This is a genomic window from Metabacillus sp. RB-C-LZQ-3-1, from assembly GCF_058315175.1.
Map to the genome: position 1 here is coordinate 48547 of NZ_JBZFLI010000008.1, position 25921 is coordinate 74467.

Sequence of the window (25921 nt, forward strand, 5' to 3'; positions counted from 1 at the left end):
ATGTCCATTTAAACAATTGAAAAAACTCAGAAAAAAATACATCGGTGGTGCTTATATTGAATAATCCTTGGTGGAAAAAGTCAGTTGTTTATCAAATTTACCCAAAAAGCTTTTGTGATACAACCGGAAATGGTGTAGGTGATCTGCAAGGAATTATTAGCAAGCTAACCTACTTAAAAAATCTTGGTGTTGATGTTATCTGGTTAACTCCTATCTATGCTTCACCTCAAAAAGATAATGGCTATGATATTAGTGATTATTACTCAATCCATGAGGAATACGGTACAATGAATGACTTTGATGAATTACTGGAAAAAGCTCATCAGCTTGGCATTAAGGTCATTATGGATATCGTCGTAAACCATACATCAACAGAACACAAGTGGTTTAAAGAAGCTAAAAAGTCCAAAACAAGTCCCTATCGTGATTATTATATTTGGAAGGATCCAAGAGAAGATGGATCTGAACCAACAAACTGGGTATCAAAATTCGGCGGTCCTGCATGGGAGTATGATGAAGAAACAGAACAGTACTACCTCCATCTCTTCGATGTGACACAGGCTGATCTTAATTGGGAAAATGAGGAGCTTCGAAAAGAAGTTTTCAACATGATGAGCTTCTGGTTTAAAAAAGGGGTCGATGGCTTCCGACTTGATGTTATTAACTTAATTTCAAAAGATCAAAGCTTCCCGGATGATGATGGTTCAATCCCTCCTGGTGACGGAAGAAGATTCTATACAGACGGTCCCCGCGTTCATGAATTTATTCACGAAATGAACAGTGAAGTCTTTTCAAAGCATGACAGCATGACTGTTGGTGAAATGTCGTCAACAACGATTGATCACTGTATCCAATACTCCAATCCTGAGCGTGAAGAATTAAGCATGACCTTTAATTTTCATCACTTAAAGGTTGATTACCCGAATGGCGAGAAATGGGCAATCGGGGATATGGATTTCCTTGCGTTGAAAAAAATTCTTTCAACCTGGCAAACAGAAATGCATGCTGGTGGAGGCTGGAACGCTTTATTCTGGTGCAACCATGACCAACCAAGAGTAGTGTCCCGCTATGGAAATGATGAAGAATTTCATAACGAATCAGCTAAGATGCTTGCTACAACCATTCATATGATGCAGGGGACTCCTTATATTTATCAAGGTGAGGAATTCGGGATGACTGATCCTAAGTTCACCTCTATAGACGAATATCGTGATGTTGAATCATTAAACATGTACAAGATTTTACAAGAAAAAGGCATGTCAGAGGAAGAAATTCTTGAAATTCTGAGACATAAATCACGTGATAATTCCAGAACACCTGTACAATGGAATGATTCAAAACACGCTGGCTTCACTATGGGCACTCCATGGATCGATGTAGCAAATAATTACCAACAAATTAATGCAGAAAAAGCAGTTGCTGAAGAAAATTCAATTTTTTATCATTACCAAAAGCTAATCTCTTTACGTAAAGAGTATGATATCATCACATCTGGTGATTATGAGCTGTTACTAGAAAATGATCCATCCATTTTTGCCTATTTACGAACTACGGAAACAGAGAAGCTTTTAGTGATAAATAATTTTTATGACAAGCCAGCAACGTTTGTCTTACCTCAACATGTAGACATAAGCGGGTATAAGAAAAACATTTTGCTATCAAATTACAAAGATACTGAATTGTCATTTGAAAACATGTCATTACGCCCTTATGAATCTGTTGTTTACCATTTAACGAAATAGAACTTCACAACCTGGGATCTCTTTTAACATGCACTGCATCCTTCAAGCGTTCATGGTAAGATAAGGATGGTGATGAATTTGAGACAAAATAAATACCTTACAATATATAAAGAATTAACAAAGCAGATCAAATCCGGAGAGGTAAAGCCCGGTGATGTTTTACCTTCCGAAAATGATCTGACCATTCAATATAATACAAGCAGGGAAACCATCCGGAAGGCTCTTAACCTTTTATCTCAAAATGGCTTTATCCAAAAAATTAAAGGTAAAGGATCTGTTGTGATTGATGTTCAAAAGTTGAACTTTCCAATCTCAGGGCTAGTGAGCTTTAAGGAAGTATCCCAAAACCTTCAAATGCAATCTGTCGTGACAACGGTTCATGATTTTGGACTTATTAAGCCTGATGATTTTTTGAAACAACAATTAGATGCTTCAAGTAAGGACGAGGTATGGAAGGTTACTCGTTCACGTGAAATAAATGGAGAAAAAATCATTTTGGACAAGGATTATTTTTTGAAAAAATATGTCCCTACTCTTACAAAGGAAATTTGTGAAGGTTCTATTTATGAGTACCTTGAAAAGCAGCTGCATTTAAATATCAGCTTTGCCAAAAAGGAAATTGTTGTAGAGAATTGTACAGATGAAGATAGAAAGCATCTTGATTTAGAAGGCTTCTCTCATATTGTTGTTGTTAAAAACTATGTGTACTTAGAAAACACCAGTTTGTTTCAATATACTGAATCACGACATCGCCTTGATAAATTTCAATTTATCGACTTTGCAAGACGCGGTGTTTAACAAGCATTGGGCATTTTTTGCTCGATGCTTATTTTTATTTTACTCTTACTCCAAGTTGGCAAGAATACTTTCTAGCATGATAGTATAAAAGTAACTCTGAAATAAGGAAGGAATTGTATATGAAAAAAGAAATCATAGAGCGATTTACAAGCTATGCTGTCATCGATACCCAATCAAATGAAAACAATGACACTTGTCCATCAACACCTGGTCAACTCACATTAGGAGAGCTTTTAGTTGACGAACTCAAGAGCATTGGTATGGAAGATGTGACAATGGATGAGAACGGCTATGTGATGGCCACTTTACCTGCTAATACAGACAAAAAAATCCCTACCGTCGGTTTTTTAGCTCATCTTGACACAGCAACTGATTTTACAGGTAAAAATGTAAACCCTCAAATTATTGATTCCTATGCCGGCGGGGACATTACACTTAATAAAGAGCTTGGCGTCACCCTTTCTCCGAACCAATTTCCTAACCTAGAAAATTATCACGGCCATACTCTCATTACAACAGATGGTAAAACTCTGTTAGGGGCTGATAATAAAGCAGGGATTGCAGAAATCATGACAGCTATGCACTATCTTATTGCCAATCCCGACATTAAACATGGAAAAATCAGAGTAGCCTTCACTCCTGACGAAGAAATTGGAAGAGGTCCTCATAAGTTTGATGTTGAAACATTTGGAGCAGACTTTGCCTACACGATTGATGGCGGTCCACTTGGAGAGCTTCAATATGAAAGCTTTAATGCCGCTGCTGCAAAAATTACATTTAAAGGAAATAATGTTCATCCTGGGACAGCAAAAGGTAAAATGGTGAATTCAGCAAAAATGGCCATGGCTTTCCAATCAAAGCTACCAGCGATGGAATCACCTGAATTTACAGAAGGCTATGAGGGATTTTATCATCTTATCTCCTTCACTGGGGATGTAGAACAAACCAATGTCCATTACATCATCCGTGACCATGATAAGGAAATTTTTGAATCCAGAAAACAAACAATAACCAACCTTGTTAATGAATTCAAGCAGGTCTATGGAGAAGAAGCGATTGTGTTTGAAATGAAAGACCAATATTATAATATGAAAGACAAAATTGAACCTGTTAAATACATAGTAGACATCGCTTATCAAGCAATGGAGAGCTTAGGTATAACACCTATTGTGGAACCAATTCGAGGTGGAACTGATGGCTCACAGCTTTCTTATATGGGCTTACCAACTCCAAATGTTTTCACAGGCGGTGAAAACTTCCATGGAAAATTTGAATTTATTTCCGTGGATAATATGGTAAAAGCAACAAATACCATTGTGGAAATTTGTAAGCTATTAGAAAAAAGGTCCTAGTAGAAAGGAGCATGTCATATATTAACACTTATACAAAATGGAGACGTATATGCTCCTGATTATGTAGGAAAAAAGGACATTCTTCTTGTTCACGATAAAATCGGCTTTATAAAAGATAAAATTGACGTACCAACAAATTTTGTTGATATCACTGTTTTTGATGCATCGGAAATGAAGGTTGTTCCCGGATTTATCGATTCTCATGTTCACATTACAGGCGGAGGCGGAGAAGGAAGCTACAAAACAAGAACACCTGAGCTTCAATTAACAGATGCAACCTTATCAGGTATTACGACATTAGTAGGGGTCATTGGGACAGACGGAACAACTCGTACAATGACAAATTTAATCGCTAAATCACGTGCACTTGAGGAAGAAGGCATTACTTGTTATGTACATACGGGCTCTTATCAAGTTCCTGTTAAAACACTAACAGGCAAAATAGAAGATGATCTTATCTTAATTGATAAGATCATTGGCGTTGGAGAAATCGCGATAAGTGATCACAGATCCTCACAACCTACCGTTGAAGAATTGGCGAAGCTTGCATCTGCTGCAAGAATTGGCGGGATGCTGTCTGGTAAAGCCGGAATCGTCAATGTCCACGTTGGGGACAGCCGTCAGCATCTGAACCTTATTTTAGACGTGGTCTCTTCTACTGATTTGCCCATTAAGCAGTTTTATCCAACCCATATCAACCGGAATCCACATCTTTTCGAGGCAGGCATTGACTATGCTAAAAAAGGAGGATGGGTTGATTTTACGACTAGTACCATCCCTAAATTTCTTGCTGAAGGAGAAGTGGCCAGCAGCCGCGGATTGAAAAGAATGCTAGAGGCTGGTGTCCCAATTAATCAAATTACCTTCACATCTGATGGACAAGCAAGGCTTCCTGATTTTAATGCTGAGGGTGAAATGGTCGGCTTAAAGCTCGGCAAAGTAGATACGCTTTTTAAAGCGGTTAAGGAAGCCGTTCAAAAAGAACATATTCCTTTAGAAATGGCACTAAACGTCATAACAAGCAATCCCGCGAAAATCTTAAAGCTTCATCAAAAAGGAGAACTAAAGCCTGGTAAGGATGCTGATGTCGTGTTACTAGATTCTGATCTCAACATCCAATCAGTATGGGCAAAGGGCAGGCACATGGTGAAAGACGGTGTAGCGCTGGTCAAAGGCACGTTTGAATAGCTTATTGTTCTCAATAAGTCTAAAAAAACTTACCAAAGAGGCAAAAAAATTGCCTCTTTTATCCTTTTATCGACCCAATCATGGCCCCTTTAGCAAAGTGTTTTTGAAGGAAAGGGTATACAATAAGAATTGGTATTGTCGAAACAATAATCGCTGCCATACGTACCGTCGATTCAGAGATGTTTTTCTGGAATCCTATTGTAGTTCCTGAGCTTTGAAGTACTTGAGATGTATTGCTAATTAAATCCCTTAGAACAGCCTGCAATTGCCAATTTTCCTTGTCGGTAATATAAAGGACGGTTGAGAAAAAATCATTCCAGTAGAACACAGCAATAAACAAACCAATTGTTGCTAACACAGGTTTTGATAACGGCAGTACAATACGAAAGAAAATCGTTAAATCATTGGCACCATCAATTTTCGCCACTTCCTCTAACGTATCTGGAATCCCTCTAAAAAAGCTTGTCATCACAAAGATATTAAAGGCACTAATCGCATTTGGCAAAATTAACGCCCACAATGTGTTCATCATCCCCAGCTCTTTTACTAGTAAATAATTCGGGATAAGCCCTCCATTAAATAACATCGTAAAAAGAATAAGAAATGAAAATAACTTTGCTCCTCGCAGCCTCTTTTTAGATATAGCATAAGCAGTTGTGGCTGTGAAAAAAGTTCCAAAAAACGTTCCAGCCACTGTTGTAATTACAGTCGTTTTGAATCCACTTAAAAAAGAGTTATTTTGCAAAATGGCTGTATAAGAATCTAGTGAAAACCCTGCCGGTAATAGAAACAATCCCCCTCCAGCAGCCAGCTTTGCATCACTTAACGACCCCATAATAAGATACCAAAATGGAAAGACCATAATCACTATTAGCAATGACATAAAAATATAGTTACATATAAGAAAAATCCGTTCTCCCCTTGTCATTCCAACCATTGTTTTTACCTCCTACCAGAGTCCTTCTTGCCCAGATTTCTTCACAATTTTATTTGCGGTAACAATGAGCACTAAAGCAATAAGTGATTTAAATAAACCAGCAGCTGTAGCTAAACTGTAATTTGCTTCTTGTATCCCTCTTCTATAAACATATGTATCAATAACATCTGCCACATCATAAACAAGAGGGCTATACAATAAATAGATTTGCAGGAAGCCTGCTTCAAGGATATTGCCGAGACTCAATATAAGCATGATCAATATAACAGGTCGTATAGACGGAAGTGTGACATGCCACATTTGCTTAAACTTATTGGCCCCATCCATACGTGATGCCTCATAGAGGTCAGGATTCACCCCCGTCATTGCCGCTAAATAAATAATCGTTCCCCAACCCATTTCCTTATACACATCCGATATGACTAAGATCGAGCGAAAATGTTCTTTGCTTGTTAAGAAGCTAACAGGATCTCCACCAAATGCTTTGATGATATGATTGACAAATCCATCTACTGGATTTAAAAAAGTCATTATGATTCCAGCGAAGATAACCCAAGAAACAAAATGAGGTAAATAAATGATCGATTGAGTAAATCGCTTAAATACCATATGGCGCATTTCATTTAATAATAGGGCTAAAATGATTGGTGCCGGAAAGCCTATCAATAGTTTTAATCCACTGATGATGAGTGTATTAAAAAAGATCTGGGAAAAATCCGGCGTTCGAAATAATCTTTCAAATTGTTCAAATCCTACCCAAGGGCTATTCATGATCCCTGTAATAATGTTATAGTCTTTAAAGGCAATGACAATCCCGTACATCGGCAAGTATTTGAACACTAATAAGTAGATAAGACCTGGAAGTAGTAAAAGATACAAATACTTATCACGACTTAAGTCCTTCCATAAACCCCTTTTTGTTTTCATTACAACTTTAGTGCTGACATTTCGTTCTTTTTGAAGTTCCACGTATTTCACTCCGATCTGTTCATCATCCTGACTATTTACTTGCAGACGATAACAGCTGACTCAAATGATGGATACCTGAGCCAGCCGTTAGACCTTTCATCGATACGTTGTATTTAACTCTCGGAATCTCTTATTTATAAGTCTCAATGTTTTCGTCATACCATTTGCTGAACTCTTCAAATTCCTTCTCTTGGTCTTTATAAAGCTTATTTGCTTCTTTATCTACTTCAGTTCCACCAAGCTCAGGATACTTCGCTACAAACTCATCAAATGCACTAATATCTAAGTTTCCGGAAATAATTCCCCAGAACGTTTCATCCCTTAATGTATTAATATCTGTTCCATATTCAGTCCAAGCAGGTCGAGAGATGGCTTTAAAGAATACTGTTTTCTCTCTAATCGGCATTGAAGTTTCTGCTCGTTTATTAAACAATTCAATAACTTCCGGTGTATTTTGGATATTTGCTTCATCTTTTCTTTGAACATACCAGTTATAGTTACCTAATCCTAGTTTGTTCATTTCATCTGGATTAACTAAGCTTTTATATTGACCATCCTTGATTTCATAGTGTTCTCCTTCTTTACCATACGTCACAAGTTTATACGTTTCAGGTGATGCGATACGATCAATAACTTTCACCACTTCTCCTGGTTCCTTCGCTGCAGCTGTCACAGATAAGTATGACCAGCCAATTTCATCTGCCGGCAGGTCAGAAGCGAATCCATCCGGCCCTTTAATTGGCTCAATCGGCATATACTCTCCGTCTGGATTGATAGCCTTAAATGACATATGGTGATTGAAATCAGGATTAAAGAATGCTACCCAACGATATATCGAGCCGATTTTACCATTAGCCATAATTTCATCTACTTTTGCCTGTTCAATTGGTGATAGCATACGAGGATCTATCACACCATCTTTATATAAATTTTGTAAAATCTTCAATACTTCTTTTACCTGTGGAAGTGTAGAACCATATTTTACGGTACCGTCTTCTGTAATCATAAATTGATCTGGGTCAACTCCGTATGCTAAAAAGAAAGGAGCAAATGCTCGGTATAGATTTTCCCCGGAAAGTCCGTACGTATCATCTTTTCCATTTCCATCAGGGTCATCATGTGTAAATGCTTTTAAAACATCGATATACTCTTCTACAGTTGTTGGAACTTCCAACCCTAAATTCTCCAACCAGTCTTTACGAATAATAGTAGTCATCGTACCCGGTTCGGAAACATCTCCAGGTATTCTAAAGATTTTGCCGCTTGGATCCCAATGATAAAACATTGTTTCTTTTGAGTAATAATTAATAATATTTTTCCCGTTTTCCTGTAAATAAGGGGTCATGTCCTGAACCGCACCTGCTTTTACCCAACTTTGAAACTCCTTATTCATATCCCAGTGCCACATGACATCAGGCATCTGACTAGTGTCGCTCATTAATAAATTAATCTTTGTTTTTGCTTCTTCCCATCCAGGTAAAAAAACGTTTTCAATATTCACATCTCTACCAATATGACTCGTCAAATCTTCTTCTAATGCTGTTTCAACCCATGCATTCGGAGTCTTTGGCCCTCCCATTAGGGCTAGACTAACCTCTAAAGGTCCTGTACCGTCGCTTTTCTGAGCTTCTTTACTCGCTTCTTCATTTGAACAAGCCATTAAAAATGATGATAAAGTTAATGAAATCGCCAAACTAGCTAATAAACCCTTTTTCATACGTTTTCCCCCTATTGTTTGAATTCATCTCACCAATCCCCTAAGTGCAGCAGCTTATCCCCTTTACCACTAATAAGCAATCGATTAGTTATGTATACGCTTACAAAAGGTAATTTATTAAACTTGTATTTTGGGTAAACTTAGTTATAAAGCTATGAATTGCTATTTTCATTTATCCTTTTTGCAGCGAAAATACATCACTTTTCCCCTCTTCAAAAGCATGTTCATGTACTATACACAACATATACACTATTCAAAAATAATTGGTATTCCCCCTTTAACAATGATCCAAGCTCAATCTATGATGGGTTAATCACTCCTTCATTTTATATTCATCAATAAATAAACGCAATATTATTTTTGCAATTTTTTTAATATTCAAAATTTAAATTAAGATTTTAGTATACTGTTATAACAACACAGCTATAATTTCCCTTTAGCAGCCTATAACTTTATAAACTAAGTTTATAAAATAATCGATAACCTTAATATGTTAACAAAATAAAAACTCTTAAAATTTTTTAGCACCTCAAAAAGACTATGTCATTCTTAAGGTACCTAAAGCGGTTTCTTTTCATATACTAAATTATTAAAAATTCTTGTGAGGTACTTCTGATGATTATTAGGAAAGCAAATCAAAGTGAAACAAACACTCTCCTCTATATGACGATCAATGCGATGTCTGAAAGCACCATGGGCCTGGTTCATAATGATATTCAAGTTGGAATGAATATGTTTGTTCCATTATTGAATAGCGGATCCTATTATCTTATAGCTGTAGACCAGCAAAACCAAATCGCAGGGTGGATCTTAATTGGCCCTGATTATAATCCTATTAATGTACAAAAAACAGGGACAATTACCTCGCTCTATGTCTTCCCTATATACAGAAAGACTGGACTTGGAGAACAGCTAATGAAAACCGCTATTCAACAATTAAGAAATGAAGGATTTCAAAAGGTTCAGCTCAATGTTTATTCTGGTAATCCAGCAAAGCGGTTATATGAGAAACTAGGGTTTACTGATATTTCTTCCGTAATGGAGCTCAAAATCTAACTCTTATAGGGTTGGATTATTTTGTTCTGCTTTGGAATATACATATTTGTAAGCGTTTACCAGTAAAGTGTTAATCCTTTATTAACTCAATATTAAATTTTGGTAATTTCCTATTTCCGCCTTGAAAATCTTGTAAAATATGAATGTACATCTACTAGGGAGGCCATGCTTATGAGGCGTTTTTCAAAGGAAGAAAATAGTTGGATTTTCTATGATTGGGGCAGCTCGGCCTATTCCATTATCATTTCAACTGCTGTGTTTCCCATTTTTTATAAAAGCGCAGCAACAAATGCGGGGGTAAGCTCAGCTGATTCGACAGCGTATTTAGGATACACTATTGCGATCGCAACCTTTATTTTGGCTATGTTAGGTCCCATTTTAGGTACAATTGCTGATTATCAAGGGTACAAAAAACGTTTCTTTTCCTTTTTTTTCGTATTAGGAATTGGGTTTACCGGGCTTCTTGCATTTATTCCGGCAGAGCAATGGGTACTTTTACTAGTTTGCTATACTCTTGCAACCATCGGATTTTCTGGAGCCAATATTTTTTATGATGCATTTTTAGTGGATGTTACATCTGAAAGCAGAATGAATCGCGTGTCTACCCGCGGGTATGGCTTAGGATATATTGGAAGTACAATTCCTTTTATCATAAGCATTATGATTATCGTTTTATCGCAAAATGGAATTCTGCCTATTTCAACTGTTGCAGCAAGTAAAATTGCCTTTATCATCACAGCTGTGTGGTGGGGGATCTTTACGATTCCATTGTTTAAACATGTTCAACAACGTTATTTTATTCAACGTGAGCCAAATCCTGTCATGAATAGCTTCAAAAGACTTTGGCATACCTTAACTGAAATTCGAAAGCATCGTGCCTTGTTTTTATTTCTTTTAGCTTATTTTTTCTATATTGATGGAGTCGGGACCATTATCACCATGTCCACTGCATATGGAACGGATTTAGGAATTAGCTCAACTAGCCTTCTCATTGTTCTATTTGTCACACAGGTAGTAGCAGCTCCTTTTTCCATTCTTTACGGAAAACTCTCAGAAAAATTTACAGGTAAAAGGATGCTATATGTTGGCATTATCATCTATATGATTGTATGTATTTACGCATATTTCCTTAAAACCACCCTGGATTTTTGGATATTGGCCATGCTTGTTGCGACATCACAAGGAGGCATTCAAGCCCTTAGCAGATCATATTACGCCAAGCTTATTCCAAAAGAAAAAGCAAATGAGTTTTTCGGCTTTTATAATATCTTCGGGAAATTCGCGTCCATTATGGGTCCTTTACTTGTAGGCATGACCGCACAGCTAACTGGTAACTCTAGCAGCGGTGTTTTCAGCCTGGTTATTCTCTTTATTATTGGTTTTATCATTCTTATGAAGGTTCCTGAACCTAAAGCATAATAAGTTGCCATATAGAAGGGCTGACCATTATTTTAGTCAGCCCTCTCTTTTCTTATATTCTCGATTTCATATGATTTGTCTTGCGTTTGTGAAGGATTTTCTTAACGATTGGGTAGATAATTGGCGCCCATTTTAGTAGTTTTTTTACCATTTTCATGAACAATTACCTCCTACTACTAGTACCCTTCCCTTGTATGAGATAAATGAAACCTATCTTTTTTATTCCACTTTTAACGGGCTATTATCCTGCATTAACCATTTCTTTTCCTAGTTGCAATTGATGCATTTTATAATATTTCCCTTTTTTTTCAAGCAAATCTTCATGGTTTCCTCTTTCAACGATTTCTCCGTGGTCTAATACGAGAATTTGATCTGCATTTCGAATCGTAGAAAGCCGGTGGGCAATGACAAATGTTGTTCTCCCTTCTTTCACAACATTTAATGCTTGCTGAATAATTGCTTCTGTTTCTGTATCAATATTCGCGGTTGCCTCATCTAAAATCAAAATCGCCGGGTCATAGGCGAGTGCTCGCGCGAATGATATTAGTTGTCTTTCACCTGCTGATAAAGTGCTTCCCTTCTCAAGCACAGGTTCTTCAAATTGCTTAGGAAGCTGCTTAATAAACCTTTCCGCCCCTACATTTCTCAATGCTTTTCTAATCGTTTCCTTGGAAATATCACTATTGTCCAAGCTAACATTCGTTTCAATGGTACCGGTAAAAAGAAACGGATCCTGTAAAACAATCCCCATATGTTTTCGGAGCTGCTGACGAGGAATTTGACTTGTATCCATGCCGTCAATCGTGATCATCCCTCTATTAATATCATAGTACCGAAATAGAAGATTGATAATGGAGCTCTTTCCTGAACCTGTATGCCCGACCAATGCCACTGTTTCGCCTTTTTTCGCAGTAAAGGAGATATTTTTTAACACATCATTTTCTCCATCGTAAGAAAACGAAACATCTTTAAACTCTACATTTCCTTCAAATCGAGGAAGTTGCTCTTCGTTGACCTCTTCCCCTTTTTCATCTAATAATTCAAATACCCGCTCAGAAGCAACTCGCGCCTGTTCTAGTTGTGCAAGCTGATTGACGATATCTGTTACCGGCTGGAACAATCGGTTTAAATAGTCAACAAAGGCATAGAGAACACCGATTGAGATCATACCAGCTGCTGTGAGTGATTGCCCCCCAAAATACCAAATCAGTACAACAAAGGCAACGTTTCGTAGAACATTGACAAGGTTATGTGAAGTCATCGCATTTAGACTGAGAAGTTTATTTTGATAGGTAAAATGCTCTTTATTTAATACTTCAAACTCCTTGATCGTTTGTTTTTTTCTACGGAATGCTCGAATGATCGTCATTCCTTGAATGGATTCATTTACCATCCCATTAATATCACTGACTCTAGTCCGGATTAAATGATTATATTTGGAAGCAATTTTTCGATAAAGAACCGTCCAAATAAAAAGGACTGGTACTAACAGCAAGGTAATGAGTGCAAGCCTTACATCTAAGAAAAACAAGGCTACAAAGATGCCTGTCATATAAATTCCACTTGTAAAGAAGCTAGCGAGTACTTTTACATATAGCTCCCGGATCGCCTCTGTATCGTTCGTTACACGTGATACAATCTTACCTGCTGGACGATTATCAAAATATTGAATCGGCACTCTCTGAATATGCTCAAAGACGTCCGTCCTCATTTTTTGTATAATGCGATTTGCCGCTTTTTGCAGCAATAGTGATTTCCCATACTGAAAAATAGCTGCAATGAACAACAACCCTACATAAAAGCTAAGGAGAATAACAATCGGTCTAATCTCTGGCTGATAAAAGGTTAATAGCTCTTGATTCGTTAGCTTCTCTACTTCATAACTCGCTTCCTGTGATCCATTATGAATGACTAATGTATTATCCGTTATCGAACGTTCTCCATCAAACGGCAGATGCTCATCAACTGCATAAAATGAACGGCCAACCTGCACAATTTGAAGTTCATTATTTCCTACAGAATCAACTTCTGTGACATTGACATTCTTTTTGAAAAGCCGATCATGATAAACAACGGTTTGATCATCTTTTTCCTGCACTTCTACCCAAGGTTTTTCAATCCCCATCATATGATGATCAATCACTCTCTTTGCGATAAACGGTCCTGTTAGCTCTGCACCGACAGCAAAGGTTAACATAGCTAAAGCAATCAAAATCGTACGCTTATAGAGAAGTGCATAGTGAAAGAGTCGTTTTCCTGTTGAGCGTTTCTCCATTTAACTCACCTCTCCATACGAATCAGCCTGTTGACGATCATATTGTGTTTTATACCATTTCCCTAACTTGATAAGCTCTTCATGTGTCCCTTCTTCAACGATCTTTCCGTCATCCATCACAATAATCCAATCTGCATGCTGAACAGCCGATAAACGATGGGCAGAAATAAACGTTGTTTTGCCTGTGCGCTCCTTGCGGATATTTTCGATAATTTTGGCTTCTGTTTTTCCATCAACCGCTGACATGGCATCATCTAGCAAGAGAATTTCAGGATCCTTTATAAGAGCGCGGGCAATTGAAATCCTTTGCTTTTGCCCGCCTGAAAGAGCAACTCCCTTTTCACCAACTAATGTTTCTAACCCTTTAGGAAGAACAGAAAGATCATTTTCAAAAGCCGCTAATCTTAGTGCTTCCTCAATCTCTTCCTCTGTCACCTGGTCTTTTCCAAACTGTAAATTTTCACGAATTGTTCTGGAAAATAAGATTTGTTCTTGTGGAACATACCCCATCCAGGAATGCAATGTATCAATCAAAATTGATTCAATCGGCTGTCCTGAAATGAGAATGCCACCAGTACCTACTGGATATTCTCGTAAAAGCTGCTTGAGCAATGTTGTTTTCCCCGAGCCAGTTTTTCCAACAATACCGATTGTTTGCCCTCTTTTCACCTTCAAATTTATGTTTTGAAGATTATCAATGGTTGACGTTGGATATCGAAATGTCACATTTGAAAACACAATTTCCTCGGGAATATCCAATTGAACAGGCTCTTTTACATCCTTCACATCCTCTTCATAAGCAAGGATATCATTGACACGGTCTAATGAAGCGTTTCCACGCTGGAGGATGTTAATCAGCTCTCCAACCGCGAACATTGGCCATATGAGCATTCCCAGGTAAATATTGAAGCTTACAAGCTCACCTAACGTAATAATTTGGTGAAAAACAAGATAGGCGCCATACCCTAAACCAATAACATAACTTAACCCTACTAATATCTTAATCGTTGGTTCAAAAAGAGCATCAACTTTTGCAACAGCAATATTTTTCTCATAAACATCCTCTGTCATATCCTGAAACCGTTGTTCATCTGCCTTTTCCTGAACATATGCCCTGATTACCCGAACCCCTGCTATAGATTCAAGCACATTGTCATTCAAATCACCAAAGGCATTTTGTGCAACGGTAAAACGTTTATGAATAAGCTTACCAAAATAATTAATCGCTACTGCCATGAGGGGTAACGGAATCAGCGCCGCCAATGTGAGCTGCCAGCTAATAGTGAATCCCATGACAAAAATGATAATGATCATAAAAATCGTTGAATCAACTAAAGTAAGAATACCAAACCCGGCTGTTAGCGAAATGGCCTTTAAATCATTTGTCGCTCTGGCCATTAAATCTCCTGTCCGGTTTTTCTCATAAAAACTCGGTGTCATTGTTAGCAAATGCCTCATAAATCGATATCTTAGGATACGTTCGATTAAATGGGCTCCACCAAATAATTGGTACATCCAAATATAGGTAATACCGTAACTGACAACAATAAGAGCAATGAAGAAAAATAACAGCTCCCGCAGTCGCTCCCCTGTCATTTGTCCGAACTGGATATCATCGATTGCAACCCCAATAATTTTTGGCGGAATAACATCTAGGATACTAACGATAATTAACAATGTAACGGCAACCGTATACCGCTTCCAATGCTGTTTAAAGAACCAACTTAATTTTCCAAGTACTGAAAACATTCGTGTCCCTCCCCTTTGTTATGAATAAATATCAAACCAAATTAGCCACCTTTCATCCAATCTAAATCAATACGAACAATCAAATGCTTCACCATCGGTAAAACTCCCTTCTTAATATAAGATGAATCTATATAAACGAGCTAAACATGCTCGGAATTTGAAAACAAAAGCGTAGGCGCCTTGAGCTGCCTTGGGCAAATAAGACGCAAATGAATAGAAGACGTTCTTTGTCTTCAATTCATTTGTGGCTAGACCCTAGAGGGGCTAGGTGCTGGAGCTGGATGTCGTGCGCTTACCCGCAGTTCTTACGAATTTACAATTTTCTTCAAGACAAAAAGGCATTATGCGAACGTGCATAATGCCTAAACAGATAGCATAAAAAAGCGCACATCACAATAGTCGTGACCTGCGCTTGAGATATGCTGTAATAGATAAAAAATTAAAAGAATTTAAGATTGATTTTGGCGGGTCACTTTATCATATGAAATTTTTAAATGGTTATTAAACATTACATTTTTCATTTTGTAACCCTCCAATTCACTTTAAGTTTGATTCTGATTTATTGTATTATTTTCCCAATCCCTCTGTCAATGGATTTTCCAAAAATTATTTTCAGTTAGGATTTATTTATTCATTTTCGCTAAGAAGTCGCCCAACAGATCCTCCATGTCTTCCGCTTCCTCATGGACTTCCTCTTTAGCAGACGCCAGTTCTTTCTCTGTTCTGTCAAATTCAAAATCCAGTATATCTTCATCCTCATCATGATCAGGAATCCAATCACCTTCATCTGTTGTGGTATCGACTGTTTCTATATGCTCAAGTTCTTCTTTTCCATCTAAATTCATTTCCTGTAAATACAATGCCTCATCAATATCTAACGCATTACTTGTTAACGATGCTAAAATCGAAGTTGCTCTAACAGGGTCTGATAATAGCTGATAGACGATACTTCCCAATAAAGCTTCTGAGTGTGAGTGTTTCAGCCAATTGCGCTGATCTTTCGATAAGTGCTTGGGCATTGGAAGACTTACCATTTCTCTATCCTTTGCTAATGAGCTCCCTACACCTTCTAAAACAAATTCAGCGATTTTACTTGAAAAGTTCCGTTTTTCAGTTTGCTTAAGCTTTTCCAACTGTTTGATAAGATGATCAGGTGTATCAGATGGAAGGCGGAATGTAATAGCTTGTCCCCTTTTTATAGTTGGTGCACCCTTTTTAGTCATGTAACCACCTTATTTTGTTTTAGACTGTTTGCTTTTCATTCTTCTTTTGAGGCTGAGGCTCACTATTTTTTCTAGCAAAATCAGAGATTAATTTATAGTAAGCGTTCGCCATCATCCAAATGCTTTCTTTTTCATCCTCAAAGAACTCGATATTATAGCCATCTAAGCTATTATTTAACATCTTAATATACTCTTTTAGAACGATAGCTCCTCCACCAACAAAATAGCAGATCTCAGTCTGAGAATTTTTTTGCCAAACATTGCGGAGATGACGATATTGTTTCTTTGCTAGTTCAAGAAGAATACGATCAGTGATGTCGTGGACGTTTGTCCGGCTTCCTTTTACCATAATATGGTGACGATCATTTTTTCTTGTAATAATGTCAACAACATCCCGGCGGCTATCAAGCTCTACTCCATGTTTTGTTCGAATCTCTTCTCTTATTGCTTCTAATGATTCAGAAACACCTAAATTAAAGCCCTGTGCCTTATCATCATCAACATTTCGGTTCTTAATTACAGCGATATCTGTTGATAAGCCGCCAATATCTTGAATCAAAATCTGTTTATCGATTAAATCACGATTGATGATTTTTAAATCCTTGTCCATTACTAGATTAATATAAGCAGCAAAACCTTCAGGATATACCTTTACTTCATCAAACTTGATGTTAACCTTCAAGCCCTGATATTTAGGAGTCACTAGGAACTCAACCTGATGAACAGATCCTAATAATTGTGAACGGTAGCCTACATCTTTTCCTTCCTTGACTTCGCGAAGTGGCAAGCCTGTCCCAAGGGTATAATTTGCATCAATGACATTATTAGTCTTTTTGAAAAGATTAGCGTTTTCCTCACGCACAGCATCCAATGCTAATGAAGTAAAAAGCATAACAAGAGTTTGGTCTTCCTCAGATTTACTGCTACCTGGATCTAACTCACTTGGATTATCACTTTTTGTTGCTAAGTTTCCTACACGATAAATGACATTGTTTTCTTTAAGAGCAGGGGAGTGTACTCTTACATGAATTCCATCTAATGGATTTTTATTATTTAACTCTTCTATACCTATAACAGGGCGATCTTCTGTGTCTCTCGCAATAACATTAGGAATATATAAATTAAAATCTCCTTTTCCAAAAAGAGCCTTCACACAATCATTACCAACATCAACTGCTGTTATTCTCGTTTTACTCATAAAACCATCCCTCTCCAAAATGAATTTAATTCTATTACTTCTAGGGTAAGGGGAGGGAGAAATAGCGTCAATCATACTTTCGTTGTGTTCAATGTGAATACAAGCACACGAATTTGTCTACATTTGCAACAAACTTGTACACATCCTATCAAACCGCTATGCAATCAAGTTTGTTTACAAGCACACATCATTGTATACATAGCGAATACATTTTGTACACATGCAAACAACCTTGTTTACTTACAAAATTCGTTACTATTCGACCTAAAAAACCCCTTCTTTTGACTTAGTTCTTTCCCCTGCTAGTTGTCTTTTCATAGAAGAAAATGATAGATTTTGGTGAAAAAAATTTCTGAAAAAATCGTTCAACGTCAAATATTTGGTGAAGCAAATCTCCCTTCGCTCTTATCCAAGAAAAACATCCACTTTTCTGACCTATGTGTTAATCATATCTTTGCTCTAAAACGCTTGAAGTTTTGTAGCCAAAGGTGTTTCTATTTATTACCTTCGTTAAGTTATTAATTCCCCTCTTAAACTGTTAAAAAGTTATAGGTAAAAACTATTTCTATTTGCCAATTTGGAGGGTTGTTTTTTAAACTCTGGAATATGCTACTCTTACAGTAAAAATCATATAATAATTCTTTTGCTTGAGGATATTCACTACCCATTTCCTTTTGCTTAAATAAACCAGGTACAAAAGTGCAAGCACCTTGATCAGTCACAGCAAATATGCCTTCAATTCATTTGTGGCTAGACCCTAGAGTCAGTTACCAACGCGATGTCCTGCGTGACCTGAGAGCAGGAGTTGGGGCTGGATGTCACGAGCTTATCCCCAGTACAAGGAATTTCACAAATTCCTTAGCAGAAAGAAAAAGCTTCTTTAGGTTCATAAGCTAACTTTGATTCCTCTGTAAAGCTATCATATTAACTACCACTGATTTTCTGATAATTTTTCCGAGCGTATATAGAATACATAACTCATTTTCTTATACTTTTTACAATTTTAATCATGCCAGCAAAGATTGTATTCTTTGTTTAACACTATCTAGCACCAACTAAATATATCGAACCAAATGAAATCGACCTGTGATAATTGCAGGTTTTCCTAACGCTTGTTAAACAGCAGCCTTAAAGGATGAACTCATATCCATTACTACAAATGCTACAATGGCACCATATTTGTTTCATTAGTGCTTAATCGTCTTTTTATATCGATTTGATAATATGTCAATAGGTTTTCTTGTAATCGCATCTGCAATCATAAACTGGAGATACACTCTGTAACGCTTCTGTTTTTGGAAAAGGGGGGTTGCAGAAAATAACTCTATCATTGCTTTATCAACGTTTATCTATTGAATATCATCAAGCAATCAAGATTTGTAGTATTAAGGGGAAAACATGTAGAGAAACAGCTGCGATTTATAGAACCTCTGCTTCTACGGTTGTACGTCGTTTTGATGAGTTAACTGAAAGTACCACCAAAAAAGGAATTGAAATATTTACCAAAGACTATCGCGCTCGATGAGTACTAAGGAAGATTCAAAAGAGGGAAAGTACTACTTGTTTCTCGGCAACTCAAGTATAAAAGAATGGATGATATCGTGCTCTTTTTCTTCAATTGCGATAAAATCCAACATTTATTATAGAACCGTTATTGCCCTTCTCAAAATGAACTTAATTCTATTACTTCTAAGGGAAGGGGAGGGAGAAATAGAGTCAATCACACCTTCATTGTGTTCAATATGAATACAAGCGTTCAAAATTGTATACATTTGCAACAGATTTGTACACATCCTATCAACCCGTCATGTATTCATGTTTGTATACATGTACACGTAATTGTATACACCAAGAATACATTTTGTATACACGCAAACATCTTTGTATACATTGAAAATTCGTTGCTATTCAACCTAAAAAAAACCTTCTTTTAACTTCGTTCATTTCCCTACTACCTATTTTTTATAGAAAAAAAAAACAATAGATATGAGTGAAAATGTTTCTAATTAATAGGGACTTGCTCAGGAGCAGTCCCCTATTTCATTAACTTTTTCAAAAGATATTTCTCCAAAAACGACCACGGTAAAATGGTTTTTAATAGAATGGAAGATTTTACTCCCTTCCCTATCGGGTATCGCAATGAAGCTCCCTCTTTCGTTGCAATTGACGCAGTAAGTTTGGCTACATCTGCAGGATCACCAAAAGAATCTGCTCCTTTTTCTATATATCGCTCTATCTTTGCCATTACTTCATAGTATGGTGACTCTCTCTTTAAGGATTTTTCTGTCACTTGCTTTCCACTGCTCCAAATATTTGTTTGATAGGAGCCCGGTTCAATTAAGATCACATCTACCCCAAAAGGCTTGAGCTCTAATCTTAACGACTCACTCCATCCTTCCAAGGCATATTTAGAAGACACATATGGTGATAATCCCGGAAACCCAACTCGACCACTAATACTGCTCATATTTATGATCTTCCCCCTCCCCTGCTGTCTCATTAGCGGCAAAATTGCCTGGGTAACTCCAATGACACCAAAAAAATTCGTCTCAAACTGTTGCCGATACTCCTCAACTGAAACCTCCTCAGCAAATCCTGCTCCGGCAAAGCCTGCATTGTTAACGAGGATATCTATTCGACCTTTTCCTTCTATAAAACCTCTCCATTGATTAATAGATTCCCTCGATGTTACATCTAATGGATATACTTCTATGTACTCTTTCACTCCATATCGATCAGCCTCATTTATAAGATACATTCGCTTCTTTAGATCTCTCATTGTTGCAACAACGTAAAAACCTTTTTTCGCTAATTCTAAAGATATTAATAATCCAAATCCGCTAGATGCACCAGTTACAACAGCAAGTTGTTTTTCCATATATACCCCCCTACATCTATATCCACTATGGTCTGCTACATTAATCTTACACACTAACAATAAAAAAAGCCCCCATACAACGGGACTTATTTCATCATCTGCTTCACAAGCTCTCTATTTCGCTTTTTAAATAACTCATTATGTGAGGAAACCATACCAACTTTACTAGCATCTGGTTGAATATATTGCTTTGCTTTGTTTACAGCATTTGCAGCATCTTGAAATGCTCCAGCTATCAAATTAAGTTTTCCTTCATGCTTCAAGATATCACCTGCTGCATACATTCCTTTAATAGAAGATTCGCTACAGGAAGTGCCCTCAACAAAATATTGATCAATCAGGGAAACATCCAACTGACTATTTTTAAGCAGTGACGCATCACGTTCAAATCCATGATTAATAATGACATCATCTACTGATAAATAGGAAACGTCTCCTGTTTCAAGATTCGTTAATTCTACCTTTTCAATGTTTTCGTGATTTTCACTGGCGATTAGCTTTGTAATCGATGTTTGGAATAAACACGTTGCTGAGCTTGTCATTAACTGTGTAATTTGTGCTTCGTGACCGGTTAAGTTGGGTTTTCTATGTACAAGGTACACCTTCTTCGCAATTGGCTCCAATTCATTTGCCCAATCAATAGCTGAATTGCCACCGCCTGAGATCATAACTGTACGACCTTTAAATCGTTTTAGAGATTTTACCGTATAATGAAGATTAGACACCTCAAACCTCTCTGCTCCTTCAATTTCAAGCTTTTGAGGATTTAATATTCCTCCGCCAACCGCAATAATGACTGTTTTTGAAAAATGCTTGCGTCCAGAAGCGGCTAACAAGGTGAACATTCCATTCTCATCACGCGAAATCGATTCAATTTTCTCACCTAATACAACAGTAGGATCAAAAGTTAATGCTTGCTGAACTAATTGATCAATTAATTTTTCTCCGAGAATTGGTGTTTGTCCCCCAACATCCCATATCATTTTTTCAGGATATACATGAATCTTGCCACCTAGGTGTGGTTGATATTCGATTAACTTCGTTTTCATTTCTCTAAGTCCACTATAAAAAGCTGAGTAAAGTCCTGCTGGTCCTCCCCCAATGATTGTTACATCATATATTTCTTGTGAGTCCATTCCTTTCACTCCTTAGCTTGAATCCAATTGATTATCATTCTCATTTACTATACAACGCTTTCCCAACTTTTACAATACATAAAATATGTATTGACAATGGTAAAATGGAATTATAGAATTTAATTATTCGGTAATGATAATCATTTTCATTAAGAAAGCCCGCTTTTTCTTCCGTATATACTGGGGTAAGAAATTAAAATATTATCAATAAATGGAGGTTACATAGATGGTTCGCCTATATACTAACAATTTAAAAATCGGATATGGTGAACGGTTGATTGTAAAAGATCTTAGTGTTGAGATTCCAGACAAGAAAATCACAACGATTATTGGATCTAACGGGTGTGGGAAATCTACATTATTAAAAGCCATTACCCGGATCATTCCACATCAATCAGGAAATGTCATTTTAGATGGTGGAGATATTTCCAAGGAAAACACGAAAATCCTCGCTAAGAAAATGGCAATCCTTCCCCAAACACCTGAAAGTGCAAGTGGGTTAACCGTAGGCGAATTAGTTTCTTATGGACGCTTCCCTTATCAAAAAGGCTTTGGACGTCTAACGAAAAAAGACTATGAAGTGATTGATTGGGCACTTGAAGTAACGGGTACAAAGGACTTTAAATTCCGTCCGGTTGATGCTTTATCAGGAGGTCAACGTCAAAGGGTTTGGATCGCGATGGCCCTAGCCCAGGAAACAGATATCATCTTTTTGGATGAGCCAACAACCTATTTAGATATGGCCCATCAGCTTGAAGTACTAGAACTTCTTCAAAAGCTTAACAAAGAACAAGAGCGCACCATCGTCATGGTATTGCATGATTTAAATCAAGCTGCTCGCTTTGCTGACTATATCATCGCTTTAAAAGATGGTGAGGTTATAAAAGCTGGAGATTGTGAAGAAGTTATCACACACGAAGTATTAAAGAAAGTTTTTCATATCGACGCTGAAATTGGAACGGATCCCCGTACAAACAAGCCGATGTGCATCACATATAATTTACTCAAGGGAGAAGAAGACAATGAAGAAACTATTAATTCCATTCACACTGCTGCTGTTGCTAGTTATTAGTGCTTGCGGTAATAATGATTCTACATCAGAAAATGAAGGAAGCGGAAGTACTCCTCCTGAAGATAAACAACCTGAAACAATTACTTACGAGTCTGAAAATGGACCTGTTGAAGTCCCTGCAGATCCACAACGTGTTGTTCTACTTTCCGGTTTTGCTGGTAATGTTCTTGATTTAGGTGTAAATGTAGTTGGTGCTGAATCATGGTCATTAAATAGCCCGGCTCTCAAAGAAGAATTAAAAGATGCCGAAGAAGTAACAGATGAAAACTTAGAAAAAATTATTGAATTAGAGCCAGATTTAATTATTGGACTTTCAACTATTAAAAACGTCGATAAATTAAATGAAATTGCTCCGACTGTAACTTTTACATGGGGTAAAGTAGATTACCTAACACAGCATATTGAAATTGGTAAGCTTCTAAACAAAGAAGAAGAAGCTAGAGCATGGGTAGAAGATTTCAAAGCTCGTGTTGAAGCAACTGGTGAAGAAATTAAAGCAAAAATCGGTGAAGACGCAACAGTATCTGTTATCGAAAGCTATGGAAAAGATTTATATGTATTCGGTGATAACTGGGCAAGAGGAACAGAAATCCTTTATCAAGGAATGGGCTTAAAAATGCCTGAAAAAGTAAAAGAAGTTGCATTAGAATCAGGCTACTATACACTCTCAGCTGAAGTTCTACCGGAATACGCAGGTGATTACATCGTTCTAAGTAAATACTCAGATGCAGACACCTCTTTCCAAGAAACAGACACCTATAAAAACATTCCGGCTGTTAAAAACAACCGTGTATTTGAAATGGAAGGAAACGGAGCATCTTTCAGTGATCCAATTACACTAGAAAAGCAATTAGCCTTCTTTAAAGAATCATTTTTAGGTGAGTAATAACACCAACAGCGCAGGCGCTGACAGTCTAAAATCGCAACATCATGTTGCAACGACTGCACTTGCACGTCCTGTACTTCGAAGCTGTTGTCCGGGTCAAGAGGAATTCTTTAAAAGAATTCCTCTCTATTTTTTGATAAAGTATTTTATAGGATTCTATCTCGTTATGTAAACGTTACCCTCCTTTTAAAATTTTCAAAGAAAAGATGAGAGAAATGAAAAAAGATACTCAACTATTCGTTCCATTTTTATTTAAATTTTTTGCAGCGATCCTTGTGTTTATTTGTATGTTTATCGTTTCTATGATTTTTGGAGCTGCTGATATTTCAATTAAAGATGTATGGCTGTCTCTTATGTCAAACGTAACGAATGATGAAATTACAATTATTAGAGAGATTCGATTACCTCGTGAGGTCGCTGCTATAGTCGTTGGTGCAGCCCTCGCCACTTCTGGCGCAATAATGCAAGGGATGACAAGGAATCCACTTGCAGACCCGGGGTTACTTGGATTGACCGCGGGCGCTAATGCTGCACTTGCAATCGTGATTGCTTTTCTACCATCAGCTAACTATTTTTGGGTTATGATTTCCTGTTTTATTGGTGCTGCAGTTGGGGCTTTATTAGTATTTGGAATAGGAGCAATGAAAAAAGGCGGATTCTCCCCTATTCGTATCGTATTAGCTGGTTCTGCTATCTCAGCCTTTCTTTATGCAATCGCCGAAGGAGTTGGCCTTTATTCTAAAGTTTCTAAAGATGTTTCTATGTGGACATCTGGAGGATTAGTTGGTACATCATGGAGCCAGTTGCAAATAATCGTTCCTGTCATTATCATAGGGATCTTGATTACTTTATTTTTCTCAAAGCAATTAACGATTCTTAGTTTAAGTGAAGAAGTTGCCGTTGGACTTGGTCAAAAAACACTGCAAATTAAAGTGATTCTTTTTATTATGATCATCCTGCTTGCTGGTGCTTCAGTAGCACTTGTTGGAAATATGGCCTTTATCGGTCTCATGATTCCGCACATAGCAAGGGCAATTGTAGGTACTGATTATCGTTTTATTATTCCAATGTCAGCAATCGTTGGTGCAGCCTTTATGCTTCTTGCCGATACCCTTGGTCGAACGATCAACGCTCCATTTGAAACACCTGTTGTAGCAATTGTAGCTGTTATGGGTATTCCCTTCTTCTTAATGATTGTCAAGAAAGGAGGCAGAGCATTCTCATGATTCAATCAGCATTAGTCAAAAAGCAACGCATGTTTATCATCATGTTTATTGGACTTATTTTACTAACGATTGTGATTGGATTAGGGCTTGGCTCTTCTTCAGTCTCATATGACCGAATTATTCCTACACTGCTTGGCCAAGGAACATTTAAGGACGAATTTATCCTATTTTCTATTCGTTTGCCGCGCATTATTATTACGTTATTAGCTGGGATGGCGCTTGCTTTATCTGGGGCAATCCTTCAAGGCATTACGAGGAATGAATTAGCTGAACCTGGCATTATCGGGATAAACTCTGGTGCAGGGGCAGCTATTGCGCTATTTTATTTGTTTTTTCCAATTGATTCAGGCTCATTTATCTATGTGCTACCTATCGTTGCGTTTCTAGGGGCACTAATTACAGCCGTCTTAATCTATGTGTTTTCTTATGATCGAAAAGTAGGTTTACAACCGATTAGATTAGTTTTAATCGGGGTAGGGTTTTCCCTTGCTCTATCAGGACTTATGATTGTTCTCATCTCATCTGCTGACCGAGTAAAGGTTGATTTTATTGCTAAATGGCTGGCAGGAAATATATGGGGAACTGATTGGCCATTTATTTTCGCCCTTCTTCCTTGGCTATTAATCCTGATACCATTTACACTTTACAAAGCAAATCGTTTAAATATTCTTGGTCTAAGTGAACCAGTGTCGATCGGCGTTGGTCTATCTATTGAAAAAGAACGGATTGTTTTATTATTAACTGCTGTTGCACTAGCGGCTTCTGCTGTATCTGTAACAGGCGGTATTTCCTTTATTGGCTTGATGGCTCCTCATATCGCCAGAGCCTTAGTTGGACCACGAAATCAATTATTTATCCCTATTGCAATCCTGGTTGGCGGATTTCTATTATTGCTTGCCGATACCATTGGCCGTAATTTAATTGAACCGGACGGGTTGCCAGCAGGGATTATGGTAGCCTTGATTGGCGCTCCCTATTTTGTTTATTTATTACTGAAAAAATAGAATATCCAAAGCGCAAGCGCCTTGAACAGCCCAGGGCAAATAAGTCGCAAATGAATAGAAGACATTCTTTGTGTTCAATTCATTTACGACTTATGA

The 25921-nt window shown here is 37.4% G+C and carries 22 protein-coding genes; 11 read left to right on the forward strand and 11 right to left on the reverse strand.

Annotated elements, in window-relative coordinates; genetic code table 11:
• Window positions 1-56 precede the first annotated feature (56 nt).
• The 4 genes from treC (at window position 57) to iadA (ending at window position 5080) form a co-directional block, all read left to right on the forward strand.
• Window positions 57-1742: an alpha,alpha-phosphotrehalase gene (gene treC, locus AC4GZ8_RS14250; RefSeq protein ID WP_491082558.1), complete on the forward strand. Its 1686-nt coding sequence runs from the start codon at window positions 57-59 to the stop codon at window positions 1740-1742.
• 78 nt (window positions 1743-1820) lie between these two features.
• The gene (treR, locus tag AC4GZ8_RS14255) at window positions 1821-2540 is read left to right on the forward strand and encodes a trehalose operon repressor (RefSeq protein WP_491082559.1); all 720 of its coding nucleotides are present in this window, start codon (window positions 1821-1823) and stop codon (window positions 2538-2540) included.
• A 119-nt stretch (window positions 2541-2659) separates the two neighbouring features.
• Window positions 2660-3892 carry a peptidase T gene (gene pepT / locus AC4GZ8_RS14260; protein WP_491082560.1) on the forward strand — a complete coding sequence of 411 codons (1233 nt, stop codon included), beginning with the start codon at window positions 2660-2662 and terminating at the stop codon, window positions 3890-3892.
• An 18-nt stretch (window positions 3893-3910) separates the two neighbouring features.
• The gene (gene iadA, locus AC4GZ8_RS14265; protein ID WP_491082705.1) at window positions 3911-5080 is read left to right on the forward strand and encodes a beta-aspartyl-peptidase; all 1170 of its coding nucleotides are present in this window, start codon (window positions 3911-3913) and stop codon (window positions 5078-5080) included.
• A gap of 58 nt (window positions 5081-5138) precedes the next feature.
• Here the strand turns inward: iadA and AC4GZ8_RS14270 are convergent, their stop codons facing one another.
• From AC4GZ8_RS14270 to AC4GZ8_RS14280, 3 genes are all read right to left on the reverse strand, one after another.
• Window positions 5139-6017 carry a carbohydrate ABC transporter permease gene (locus AC4GZ8_RS14270; RefSeq protein ID WP_491082561.1) on the reverse strand — a complete coding sequence of 293 codons (879 nt, stop codon included), beginning with the start codon at window positions 6015-6017 and terminating at the stop codon, window positions 5139-5141.
• Window positions 6018-6029: 12 nt separating this feature from the next.
• Window positions 6030-6944 carry an ABC transporter permease gene (locus tag AC4GZ8_RS14275; protein WP_491082706.1) on the reverse strand — a complete coding sequence of 305 codons (915 nt, stop codon included), beginning with the start codon at window positions 6942-6944 and terminating at the stop codon, window positions 6030-6032.
• Window positions 6945-7116: 172 nt separating this feature from the next.
• Window positions 7117-8703, reverse strand: a complete 1587-nt coding sequence (locus tag AC4GZ8_RS14280; RefSeq protein ID WP_491082562.1) for an extracellular solute-binding protein — start codon at window positions 8701-8703, stop codon at window positions 7117-7119.
• Window positions 8704-9318: 615 nt separating this feature from the next.
• On the opposite strand from AC4GZ8_RS14280, the gene AC4GZ8_RS14285 reads away from it, so the two are divergent.
• Together AC4GZ8_RS14285 and AC4GZ8_RS14290 are read left to right on the forward strand one after the other, a co-directional pair.
• On the forward strand, window positions 9319-9759 hold the full coding sequence (locus tag AC4GZ8_RS14285) for a GNAT family N-acetyltransferase (protein WP_491082563.1): 441 nt from the start codon (window positions 9319-9321) through the stop codon (window positions 9757-9759).
• 171 nt (window positions 9760-9930) lie between these two features.
• Complete coding sequence (locus tag AC4GZ8_RS14290; protein WP_491082564.1) at window positions 9931-11178, forward strand: MFS transporter; 1248 nt, start codon at window positions 9931-9933, stop codon at window positions 11176-11178.
• Between the two features lie 52 nt (window positions 11179-11230).
• Here the strand turns inward: AC4GZ8_RS14290 and AC4GZ8_RS14295 are convergent, their stop codons facing one another.
• From AC4GZ8_RS14295 to AC4GZ8_RS14320, 6 genes are all read right to left on the reverse strand, one after another.
• Window positions 11231-11335, reverse strand: coding sequence for a hypothetical protein (locus AC4GZ8_RS14295; protein ID WP_491082565.1), 105 nt, complete (start codon window positions 11333-11335; stop codon window positions 11231-11233).
• A gap of 84 nt (window positions 11336-11419) precedes the next feature.
• On the reverse strand, window positions 11420-13453 hold the full coding sequence (locus AC4GZ8_RS14300; protein ID WP_491082566.1) for an ABC transporter ATP-binding protein: 2034 nt from the start codon (window positions 13451-13453) through the stop codon (window positions 11420-11422).
• The gene (locus AC4GZ8_RS14305) at window positions 13454-15202 is read right to left on the reverse strand and encodes an ABC transporter ATP-binding protein (protein WP_491082567.1); all 1749 of its coding nucleotides are present in this window, start codon (window positions 15200-15202) and stop codon (window positions 13454-13456) included. It lies immediately after the preceding gene.
• Between the two features lie 623 nt (window positions 15203-15825).
• Window positions 15826-16425 carry a hypothetical protein gene (locus AC4GZ8_RS14310; RefSeq protein ID WP_491082568.1) on the reverse strand — a complete coding sequence of 200 codons (600 nt, stop codon included), beginning with the start codon at window positions 16423-16425 and terminating at the stop codon, window positions 15826-15828.
• 19 nt (window positions 16426-16444) lie between these two features.
• A complete protein-coding gene (locus tag AC4GZ8_RS14315; protein ID WP_491082569.1) occupies window positions 16445-17623 on the reverse strand; it encodes an Alp7A family actin-like protein in 1179 nt (392 codons plus the stop codon).
• A gap of 530 nt (window positions 17624-18153) precedes the next feature.
• Complete coding sequence (locus tag AC4GZ8_RS14320; protein WP_491082570.1) at window positions 18154-18345, reverse strand: hypothetical protein; 192 nt, start codon at window positions 18343-18345, stop codon at window positions 18154-18156.
• Between the two features lie 587 nt (window positions 18346-18932).
• Here AC4GZ8_RS14320 and AC4GZ8_RS14325 point away from each other — a divergent pair.
• Entirely contained in the window at window positions 18933-19148 is a 216-nt protein-coding gene (locus AC4GZ8_RS14325; protein WP_491082571.1) for a hypothetical protein, read from the forward strand.
• A 510-nt stretch (window positions 19149-19658) separates the two neighbouring features.
• Here AC4GZ8_RS14325 and AC4GZ8_RS14330 read toward each other — a convergent pair.
• Window positions 19659-20501 carry an oxidoreductase gene (locus AC4GZ8_RS14330; protein ID WP_491082572.1) on the reverse strand — a complete coding sequence of 281 codons (843 nt, stop codon included), beginning with the start codon at window positions 20499-20501 and terminating at the stop codon, window positions 19659-19661.
• 86 nt (window positions 20502-20587) lie between these two features.
• Window positions 20588-21637 (reverse strand): NAD(P)/FAD-dependent oxidoreductase, encoded by a 1050-nt coding sequence (locus AC4GZ8_RS14335; RefSeq protein WP_491082573.1) that lies wholly within the window; start codon window positions 21635-21637, stop codon window positions 20588-20590.
• Between the two features lie 226 nt (window positions 21638-21863).
• Here AC4GZ8_RS14335 and AC4GZ8_RS14340 point away from each other — a divergent pair, with 226 nt between their 5' ends.
• The 4 genes from AC4GZ8_RS14340 (at window position 21864) to AC4GZ8_RS14355 (ending at window position 25825) form a co-directional block, all read left to right on the forward strand.
• Window positions 21864-22709, forward strand: a complete 846-nt coding sequence (locus AC4GZ8_RS14340) for an ABC transporter ATP-binding protein (protein ID WP_491082574.1) — start codon at window positions 21864-21866, stop codon at window positions 22707-22709.
• Window positions 22660-23595 carry an iron-hydroxamate ABC transporter substrate-binding protein gene (locus AC4GZ8_RS14345; RefSeq protein ID WP_491082575.1) on the forward strand — a complete coding sequence of 312 codons (936 nt, stop codon included), beginning with the start codon at window positions 22660-22662 and terminating at the stop codon, window positions 23593-23595. Before AC4GZ8_RS14340 ends, AC4GZ8_RS14345 begins: the two co-directional genes overlap by 50 nt.
• Before the next feature lie 215 nt (window positions 23596-23810).
• Complete coding sequence (locus AC4GZ8_RS14350) at window positions 23811-24821, forward strand: FecCD family ABC transporter permease (RefSeq protein WP_491082576.1); 1011 nt, start codon at window positions 23811-23813, stop codon at window positions 24819-24821.
• The gene (locus tag AC4GZ8_RS14355) at window positions 24818-25825 is read left to right on the forward strand and encodes a FecCD family ABC transporter permease (protein ID WP_491082577.1); all 1008 of its coding nucleotides are present in this window, start codon (window positions 24818-24820) and stop codon (window positions 25823-25825) included. Before AC4GZ8_RS14350 ends, AC4GZ8_RS14355 begins: the two co-directional genes overlap by 4 nt.
• Window positions 25826-25921 lie beyond the last annotated feature (96 nt).